The organism is Chthonomonas sp., from assembly GCF_035294505.1.
Taxonomy (GTDB): Bacteria; Armatimonadota; Chthonomonadetes; order Chthonomonadales; family Chthonomonadaceae; genus Chthonomonas.
In genome coordinates, this window is the sequence record NZ_DATGKU010000095.1 from 1 (window position 1) to 9,755 (window position 9,755).

Consider the following 9,755-nt stretch of genomic DNA (forward strand, 5'->3'; position numbering starts at 1 on the left):
CGCCGAGTTCTTTCATGGCGAGACCGGTGTGAACTTGGGGATGCACCTCTCTCCATGGGTAGCACCTACCTTTATTTGGGCGGTGCTTGAAGGGCTTTTGGGGCTGCGTTGGGAGGCAGGGGAGGCTCGGTTCAAGCCCCATTGGCCCTATGAATGGCACGAAGTCACCTTGCAGAACGTTCCTACATCGAAAGGGGCAAAAGATTACGTGCTGGAGCGAGAACGGTGAGTGAGATGAATAAAATAATATGCTAATAGAAGAATATCCTACCTTGCGCCGGAGTGCATGGGGGGTGTATAATGAATTTGTTGCTAAAGAGGTCTTTGCGAGAGTGAGGAGCACGAAAATTGTCATCGGCCAAAGTTGATAAAGAACTGGAAATCCTGATCCGTGCCCGCTACCCCATTATCTACATCGTATCATGGGAAGAGCAGCGGGTAGAGGACGCTTTGCGGCGCATCGCCCAGGAGCGCGGAAAAAAGCTTTTTGTGTGGACGGTTACCCAAGGTATGGTGACCAATCCCAACCACCGAGATAACGCCACCCGCGATCCTTTGGCGGCGCTCGATGCCGTGAACGATTCACGCGATCAGGCGATCTTCCTTTTAAAAGACTTTCATGCCTTCATCAACGATGTTACGGTGACGCGAAGACTGCGCGACCTCGCTCTCGTTCTTAAAACCTCACATAAATCGCTTATCATTCTCGCCCCGTTCCTTAAGCTGCCTTCCGAGCTTGAGAAGGACATCGCCGTTGTGGACTATGCCCTGCCGGACTACGAAGACCTCGACCTCATTCTTGAGCGCGTGATCCAGGCGGTGAAAGATAACCCAAAGGTGAACTGTAATCTCAGCGAGTTGGAGCGTGACCAGGTTTTAAAGGCCGCTCAGGGGCTGACGGCCATGGAGGCCGAGAACGTGTTTGCCCGCTCGCTCATCGAGCGCAATCGCTTCGATGTGGACGTGATCCTCGGCGAGAAAGAGCAGATCATCCGAAAATCCGGCATCCTTGAGTACTATCCCTTCAATGAGGGCATTCAGGATGTCGGTGGTCTCGACCTCCTTAAAGATTGGATGCAAAAACGCACTGTGGCCTTCTCGGAGAAGGCAAAAGCGTTTGGTCTGCCCGACCCGCGTGGGGTGCTGCTGCTGGGTGTGCAGGGGTGCGGCAAAAGCCTCTCCGCGAAGGTGATCGGCTCGCTTTGGCGTTTGCCCATTCTGCGCCTCGATGTGGGCCGCATCTTTGCCGGCCTTGTGGGGGCTTCCGAAGAGAACATGCGTAAGGCGATTCGTGTGGCCGAATCGGTGGCCCCGTGCGTCCTTTGGCTCGATGAGTTGGAGAAGGGGTTCTCCGGCACGCAAAGCTCCAGCTACTCCGACGGCGGCACCACAAGCCGCGTTTTCGGCACTTTCCTTACCTGGATGCAAGACAAAAAGGCGCCTGCTTTCGTCGTGGCCACCTCTAACGATGTCACCGCTCTTCCCCCGGAGCTGTTACGTAAGGGCCGCTTCGACGAGATATTCTTCATAGACCTGCCCGCCCGTGAGGAGCGCAAAGAGATTTTCCGCATCCACCTGCAGAGAAGACATCGTGACCCCGAAAAATTTGATCTTGACCTTCTGGCCGCAGTCACCCCTGGCTTCTCCGGCGCCGAAATCGAGGCCTTGGTGGTGGAGGCGCTTTATGATGCTTTTGATAAGAACAGCGACCTCACTACCGACGCCATCGTACAGGCCGCCACCCATACCGTGCCGTTGTCCATGACCATGCGTGAGCGCATTGAAGAGCTGAGGGACTGGGCGCGCACTCGGGCACGCGCCGCCTCCAGCGCGCATACCGAGACGATGGGGGAGATCACTGAACAGTTGATGTTGGCGAAGTCGGGAAAGTTTGGCTCGCTTTTAGAATTATGAAGACGAAAAGCAACAGACGACGGGCACGAACTAGAGAAAAACGGTGGAATTCGATCGCTTCCGCTTTTTAGAGTTTGAAGATCAATCGGCCTCAACGACCTCACCCGATGAGGGCGCCCGTTCCGAAGAGACCGCTGCCCCTAACTTGTTTGAAAGCGAATCGCTAGAGCTGCGCGTTGTGGAAGTTATCGGTGCCCCAGGCACAGGGGTGGGGGAGTTTCGATGCCCAAAAGGCTTGGCAATAGACGCCGATGGCGCCCTCTATGTGGCCGATAGCCTCAATAGACGGGTGCAGCGCATCGCCCTCAACGGAGATGTCGTTAGCTTCGAGCCTTTCTTGGAGCCGCAGGCGGTTGCCGTGCATCCGCAGGGACAATGCCTCTTTGTAGCCGACATGGGCGACCATTGCGTCTACGGCGTAGATAGAATGGGACGTCGTTTCCAAAGGCTCTCCGGCTTCGTTAATCCCTGCGATATCGTGTTCGATGTGGAGGGGTTTTTGTGGGTCGCCGATGCCGGCAACGGCCGAATAGCGCGGTTGCATCCCTACACGGGCGACTGTGCGCTCAGCGTAGGACGCGAGAGAGGGCTTGTGCATCCCGTTGCCCTCGCATTTGATGCAACCGGCGCCCTCTATGTTGCCGACGACTACCTTGGCACCATCGTGCGTTTTGCGGCCAATGCCCAGCCCACCTCCGTTCTCACAGGCGTGCATCGCATCCGAGATCGGGGACAGTTTGCCCTCGATCTGCAGGGTCGAATCTATCTTGCCGATCCCAACGCCGATAGGGTTATCGCATTCAATTCCCAAGGAGAGGCCCTTGCGGTGCTCCAGCGGCTGCCAGGGCGCCTAGGCGCGCTGCATGCACCAACCGGCTTGGCCTTAGAGCCGAATTATCAAGGGTTTTACGTTAGCGATACCCAAAACCACCGTCTGTTGCGAGTTGTTCTACAGCTATCGCGCTCATGATGACCGTTCGTAACCTCCAGCTTGAATGGCAGCAGCGCCTCCGCGGAGCCTATCCGTTGCAGGGCTACCCCCTAAGCGACCAAGGTGCACTCACGCTTGCATGGCCACATCCTATTGAACCGCGCACCTATGAGGTCGTTCGCATCGTCTCCGAGCAGAGCCGAGAGACGGTGGCAAGGTTTTCCGCCGAAATCCTGCAGAAGCTGCTGCTTAGCGCCGTCGCCGAATCGTTCTTAGGCATGCGGCCCGAGGAGGTCTATCTGTTTGCCGAGGGTGAAAAACGGCGGCTGATTATGGAAAAGCGGGTGATCTACCTCGATGCCGGTATGGACATAGGCGGCTCGCGCTTTGCTGCCCTCTACTCCGACATCTCCGGCCAAAACTTCGCGCTGGTCTATGGAACCTTCGCCGGCAAGACGCTTTGGAGTGTGGAGCTTGAAGGGGTGGCCAACTGCGTTGCGGTGCAGCAAGAGGGACGGCGCATTGCAACCGCCTATGAGAGCGGCCTGATCCAGCTGTTCGATGCAAACATGCGGGAGTGTTGGCGGTTCGAGACCGAAGAGCCGGTCACGCTGCTGGCCTATGCCGCGGAGGGTGAAGAGTTGGCCTACGGCACGCAAACGGGATGGATCGGCCTGTTGGACGCAGAGGGTACGCGCCGTTGGCAAACCAAAGTGGCAGGGCCTATTCACGCCATTGCGATGGCGAGAGAAGGGCAGCTTTCCGTGGCCCTTTGCGGTTCCGAAGAGAACCCGCGCGTTCCCACAAAGCTGATCTGTCTCGACCAGGCCGGTCAGCCCGTTTGGGACTACGAGGGCGATGTTCCCTTTACCGGTCTCGCCTGTTCTCCCAGTGGCGAATACATCGCCGCATCGGCTCAGGGAAGTCGTTTCAGCTTATATCGGGTGGTCAGCGTAGCGGTAGAGGCCGCCACGGCAAGCCGGAAGGATTGGAAAGCCTATGTGCAGCTTGGGCAAGAGTCGGGCGACATGAAGACGGCGCTCCAAAACCTCTATTCCTACCTCGAAGAGTGCCCCGACGATGTGGAGTGCTGGCAGCAGTTTGAACAGCTGCGGGCGCAGTGGATGGCCGACGTTCAGCAGGAGCTGGCGCATCTGCGGGCCGAAGGCGATTGGGAGGCAGCCCTTGCGCTCCTTCAAGAGGCGCTGGCCTTTCAGCCCTACGACGTGGCGCTGTTTCAGCAAAGTGTGGAGTTGAGGCAACGCTTCGCCGAAGCGCTGCTGCAGCAGGCGAACGACCACCTTCAGGAAGGCCAAGTGGAAGCCGTAGAGGCGCTGTTGCGCAAGGCGATTCTACTTAGGCCCGATCACGTGGAGGCACGTCGGCTGCTGCAAGAGTTCCGTGCCGGCAGAGCGCAGGAGGCCGATAAAGAGGCGCAGGAACGACTAATGCAAGGAGATACGCAGGGCGCTCTCGCCTGTTATGAACGCGCTCAGGCGCTTGCCCCCACCACCGAGCGGGCGCAGATAATTGCCCATCTTCAGGTTCAAATGGATTTTGAGCTTGGCAAGCAGGCCTACGACCGCTCGCGCTATGCCGAGGCCATCTTTCAGTTCCGAAAAGTGCTGCAACGCGACCCAAACCATGCCGAGGCTAAGCGTTATTTGGAGTTTGCCCAACGTTTCGAGCAAGACACACTCTCCGATACCGTCAGCGACCGTTTTCGCAACCTTGAAGAGTAGCAAACCGTTTTAGGTCTCCCGTCCAACTCTGTGGCGCACCCTCCAACGGCACTCTCTGGATTATCCGCCGCAATCAAGTGTTGAACTACAGCCCTCCGGGTTTCCTACAGGAACAGGCCGATCCTGGCAATAATCTGTATGCCTTGCCCTTCCAAGGCATTTCTTTGAAACCTTTTATTTTGACTCTGAAGGAAAGGCGGAGTAAGAGCGAATCGCGCATTGATGGGCCTACGTCGAAACGCTCTCTTGAGATGAGGAATGACACCAAAAGAGAACGATCGAGCGAATAAGACCTATCTGTGGAGAGATAACCCCATGCGGCGCTATTCCGAGGAGGAGATACTCGAGCTGCTTGAGACCTATCGGCAGCAACAAGACCTTCGTTTGCGCGATCGCATCGTACTAAACTACACCAATTTGGTTGAGAGCATTGCCCGGCGCTTCTCCGGGGCCTCCGAGCCTGCGGAGGATTTGGCCCAAGAGGGGTATATCGGACTTATCACAGCCATCGAGCTGTACGACCCCAAAAAGAATGTAAAATTCTCTACTTATGCAACCCACTTCATCATCGGTCAGATCAAGCACTATCTGCGTGACCGTGGCAAGATCATCAAGGAGCCGGCCTGGCTTCAGGAGCTGAACCTGCGCCTAAACCGCATTAGCGATGCGCTAACCCAACAACTCGGTCGAACGCCGACCTATGGAGAGATCGCCGAGAAGATGGGGATGCGTGAGGAAGAGGTCGCCGAACTCATGACCACGCGCGAGGTGTTTCGTGTGACCTCAATAGATGGCTTTCGCGAAAACGAGGATGGCTCTCCTCACGGCTATGGCGAGCGTCAGGATATTGCCGAACAGGCTGTGGCCTTTCAGCTTCCCATCGAAGACCGCATTATGCTGGAAACGGCCATGAAAAAGCTAAAAGCTTTAGAGCAACAGGTGCTTGTAGAGTTCTACTTTAAAGACCTGAACCAAACGGAGATCGCGCAAAAGCTGGGCATCTCCTGCAACTATGTTTCGCATCTCATTCGCAACTCCACACGCAAATTGCGCAAAATCCTTACCACCGATGACCCGCGCACAACGCAGCTTCAGCTAGCTCAACTGCGCCAGGAGTTCGACATGGCGCTTTGTGAAGACCCCTCCGTCATCGTAGACCCACTTACCAAACTCTACAATCGTCGTTATTTCGACATGCGGCTTCAGGAAGAGCTAAATCGCGCCCGTCGCATCAATTCGGAAGTGGCCGTGATCCTGTTACGAATGGAGGGGTTAGAGGCTTTCACGCGCTACCACGGCACGCTTTGGGGCGATGAGGCCGTGCAGCTGAGTGCACAACTCTTGCGCCAAACGGTGCGTCGGGCCGACATCGTAACGCGCTACGCTTCCGATACGTTCGCCGTGATCCTACCCTATACGGGCAGCACGGCCAGCGCGGTGTTGCAGCGTATAAGGGCCACTTTTGAGGACTGGCTGAAGGAAAGAGGCTGGAACCGAAGCCATGCGCCGCTTTTCTTTACCTATAGCGTAGCCTGGTTCCCGATGGAGGCGAACCATCCGGAAACACTGCTGCGCCTTTTGGAAGAACGGCTATCGCCCGTTCGCTCCTTGCGGAAAGCGGCCTAGCCGACAAGCAAACTAAAAAATCTGCAGGGGCAATAGGAACACCGTGCTTATGGAGGGGCGGGGCTAAAGCTTCCGAAATAGGGCTGTTCACGGAAAATATCCTTCCTTAAAGAGAAGGCTGTTCCTCTCATCCACACACGAGAGGCTCTTAGATGCTACACTGAATCGGATGAGACCCTCTGGAGCATCCGCTGAGGGAAAGGTGCTGAGGGGAAGGCGCAGTGCGTAGCACCGTCGGTCTTGACTCCGAAACGCCGGTGCCCCTACCAGGGGGTTCAATCCTCACTGAGGGGGAGGGCGTCGGTCTTGAAGAGCCGGTGAGATAGACACCTGTCATTTCAAGCCGAAGGCGAGATGAACAACTGTCATTTCGAGCCGATACCACAACTGTCATTTCGAGCCGAAGGCGAGAAATCTTGCGTTTCCATTCCCTCCGGTTCTGAGAGATGGGGGTGAGGCTGCAGAAACTGCCAATTGCTTCGGTTCTAGAGCCAATTCGTGGAGTAAGCCGACTTTGCTCGCCCCCTATCCCCTCCTTTCCCCCTATTAGGGAGAAAGGGGGCGGTTGTGGTCAGTTCTCGAAGGAAAGCTAGCCAAAGGAAACTGCCAATGAGCTTGTTGGTCTCCCTTCTCCCTGTAAGTGGAGGGGCTTGAAGAGCTGGCGATACGACTGTCATTTCAAGCCGAAGGCGAGATGAACAACTGTCATTTCGAGCCGAAGGCGAGAAATCTTGAGTTTCAATCCCCTCCGGTTCTGAGGGAAAGGGAGTGGGGCTTTCAATCTCACGGTTCTAGAGGCAGTTAATAAAGCAAGCCTATCTTGCTCGCCCCCTATCCCGTCCTTTCCCCCTATTAGGGAGAAAGGGGCTATTGTGGTCAGTTCTCGAAGGAAAGCTATCCAAAGGAAACTGCCAATGAGCTTGTTGGTCTCCCCTCGCCCAAATTGGGGGAGGGGGAGGGCGTCGGCCTTGAGGGGAAGGACGTTGGTCTGAAGGGGGAGGGAGTTGTGGTGAAGAACCAGTCTGCCGGTGAATCGAATCGGGTTCACCTCAATTTTCTCGATGGTATGCGAGGGCTTGCCGCCCTCTACGTAATGCTTTACCATTGTTACCAGTTCTATCACGAGATAGCCTTACACTACAGGTCGGATGTCATCCAAAAGGGGCTTTCCTATCTGCTCTTTTTATGCCCCTACGGCTATTTTGCAGTCACCGTGTTTCTTGTGCTTTCCGGCTATTCGCTCATGATTCCCGTTGCACGCAACCCACAGGGAAACATGGCGGTCGGCAACTACTTTTTACGCCGTGCCTGGCGCATTCTGCCACCTTACTATGCCGCCCTCATACTCTGGACTCTTTTTCTTGCACCGATCTTTCATCCGGGCATGGTTTTGGCTTCTACCGCTCGGTGGGCACGGCTCTGCCCTCAGGTAGATCGCTGGGCCTTGCTATCTCATCTTTTTCTCATACATAACTTCAGCCCCCATTGGTCTCATCAGATTGACGCCCCGATGTGGAGTGTTGCCACCGAATGGCAAATCTATTTCTTTCTTCCGTTCTTTATACTGCCTCTTTGGCATCGTTTTGGCATTCCCAAAACGGTGTTGGCGGCCATGGCGCTGGGGTTTTTGCCCTGTCTGCTGCTTCACAAGGATATTCCAGAAGGTTTTTGGATGTTGGGGGTTTTTGCGCTGGGTGTGGCCGGTGCCATAGTGAACTGGTCACCCACAGACAGGTGGGCGTTACGATGTCGCACATGGCGCTGGCCGACCATCGTTGGCGCGCTGGGCGTTGTCATGGGGGTGCTGTTTGCCTTTTGGCCGCCTACCCAGTCCGGTATTCTGGTTTTTCATGCACCGCTACGGTTGCCCGATATTTTGGTGGCCGTTTTCGCAACCAGCTTCATTGTAAGCTGTGTGCAGGCGCCGCAGGCGATGCGATGGCCCTTGCGTTTCTTACAATCGGCGCCGGTGCGGCTTCTCGGCGATTTCTCCTACAGTCTCTACCTTGTTCACTACCCTATCCTCAATGAACTGGCCCATGCGCTTCGGGTGCATCATGTAACGCCGGTCTTCTCTTGTCTTGCTCTCTTTGGGGTTGGAGCGCCGGTGGCCCTATTGGCCGCCTATCTCTTCTATTTGGTGGTGGAGCGCCCCACGCTGCTTTATCGGCGGCGATTGGCAACAAGTGTGCAAAACCGTACCTCGACTTCTTCGGCAACCTAAAGTCGGCCTGCAATGCGCTATAATAATGGCTCTAAGAGAGTTGCACCGGCTCTGAGGGGAGTGTGCTTTTCCTCAGGGCGGGTGAGGACGTAAAAGGATTGATAATCGAAAACGGATTGAAAGAGATGGAGGATTGTAAGTGATCATCGTTTTGCAGCCGGATGCAACAGAGGAACAACAAGAGACGCTTTTGGCCGATCTCAAAGCTCGTGGTTACGGCGTTCACTGTTCTCGCGGCGTTGAGCGCACTATTGTCGGGGTTATCGGAACGCCTGAACGCGATAAGGACGGGCTGATCGAACACTTCGAGTCGCTGCCCTATGTAGAGCGCGTCATCCCTATTCTCAAGCCCTATAAGCTGGTGGGCAAAGCGTTTCGCCCGGAGGGAACCGTTTTAAACGTGCGGGGCGTGCAGATCGGCGGGGGTACGCTCTGCGTCATGGCAGGGCCTTGCACGGTGGAATCGGCGGATATGCTGTTGGAGACGGCCCGCTTTGTGAAGAAAATGGGGGCGCATATCCTGCGAGGTGGGGCCTTTAAGCCCTCCACGTCGCCTTACTCCTTCCACGGCCTCGGTGAGGAGGGACTAAAGATTCTTCAGGAGGCGAGCCTAGAGACCGGTTTGCCCATCATCACCGAGGTCATGGATACGCGCGATGTGGAGCTGGTGGGGCGCTACACCGACATCTTTCAGATCGGCACGCGCAACATGACCAACTTCAGCCTTCTGCGCGAGGTGGGGAACACACGCAAGCCGGTTATGCTGAAACGCGGCTGGGCCAGCACCATTGAGGAGTGGCTGCAGGCGGCAGAGTACATCGCAAGCCAAGGCAACTACGAGATCATCCTGTGCGAGCGCGGCATTCGCACCTTTGAGACCTATACCCGCAACACCTTCGATCTCAACGCCATCCCTGCCATAAAGGAGCTTTCGCACCTGCCCATCTTTGCCGATCCCTCTCACGCCACGGGAAAACGCAGTTTGGTTCCGGCAGTAACCTTGGGGGCGGTGGCCACAGGGGCGGATGGGCTGATTATCGAGGTGCATCCCAACCCTGAAAAGGCTGTGAAAGACGGCCCGCAATCTCTTTCGTTCGAGCAGTTTGGACAACTGATGCAGGCCGTAAGGCCTGTGGCGGAGGCCGTTGGTAAGCGCCTATGAGGGCCTCTGAAGAGGGGGCTTGCCCTGTTCTCTTCAACCAGGTGGCCATCCTGGGTGTAGGCCTCATGGGCGCCTCGTTGGGAATGGCCCTGCGTCGGCGAGGGCTTGCCAAAACGGTGGTCGGCTACGATGTTCGGCCAAGCCATCTGCACATAG

Annotated in this window: 7 protein-coding genes; all 7 read left to right on the forward strand. The window is 56.2% G+C overall.

All coding sequences use genetic code 11. The features are described from left to right. Positions 1-229: hypothetical protein (locus VKV18_RS05735; protein ID WP_324203268.1), on the forward strand; the 229-nt coding region annotated here is incomplete at its 5' end. A gap of 119 nt (positions 230-348) precedes the next feature. After that, entirely contained in the window at positions 349-1,914 is a 1,566-nt protein-coding gene (locus VKV18_RS05740) for an AAA family ATPase (RefSeq protein WP_324203269.1), read from the forward strand. A 43-nt stretch (positions 1,915-1,957) separates the two neighbouring features. Further along, positions 1,958-2,884 (forward strand): NHL repeat-containing protein, encoded by a 927-nt coding sequence (locus VKV18_RS05745; RefSeq protein ID WP_324203270.1) that lies wholly within the window; start codon positions 1,958-1,960, stop codon positions 2,882-2,884. Next, the gene (locus VKV18_RS05750) at positions 2,881-4,587 is read left to right on the forward strand and encodes a PQQ-binding-like beta-propeller repeat protein (protein WP_324203271.1); all 1,707 of its coding nucleotides are present in this window, start codon (positions 2,881-2,883) and stop codon (positions 4,585-4,587) included. The genes VKV18_RS05745 and VKV18_RS05750 overlap by 4 nt, the downstream gene beginning before the upstream one ends. 258 nt (positions 4,588-4,845) lie before the next feature. Continuing rightward, positions 4,846-6,213, forward strand: a complete 1,368-nt coding sequence (locus VKV18_RS05755; protein ID WP_324203272.1) for a sigma-70 family RNA polymerase sigma factor — start codon at positions 4,846-4,848, stop codon at positions 6,211-6,213. 1,009 nt (positions 6,214-7,222) lie between these two features. Next, a complete protein-coding gene (locus tag VKV18_RS05760) occupies positions 7,223-8,437 on the forward strand; it encodes an acyltransferase (protein WP_324203273.1) in 1,215 nt (404 codons plus the stop codon). A gap of 139 nt (positions 8,438-8,576) precedes the next feature. Continuing rightward, positions 8,577-9,599 carry a 3-deoxy-7-phosphoheptulonate synthase gene (gene aroF, locus VKV18_RS05765; protein WP_324203274.1) on the forward strand — a complete coding sequence of 341 codons (1,023 nt, stop codon included), beginning with the start codon at positions 8,577-8,579 and terminating at the stop codon, positions 9,597-9,599. Positions 9,600-9,755 lie beyond the last annotated feature (156 nt).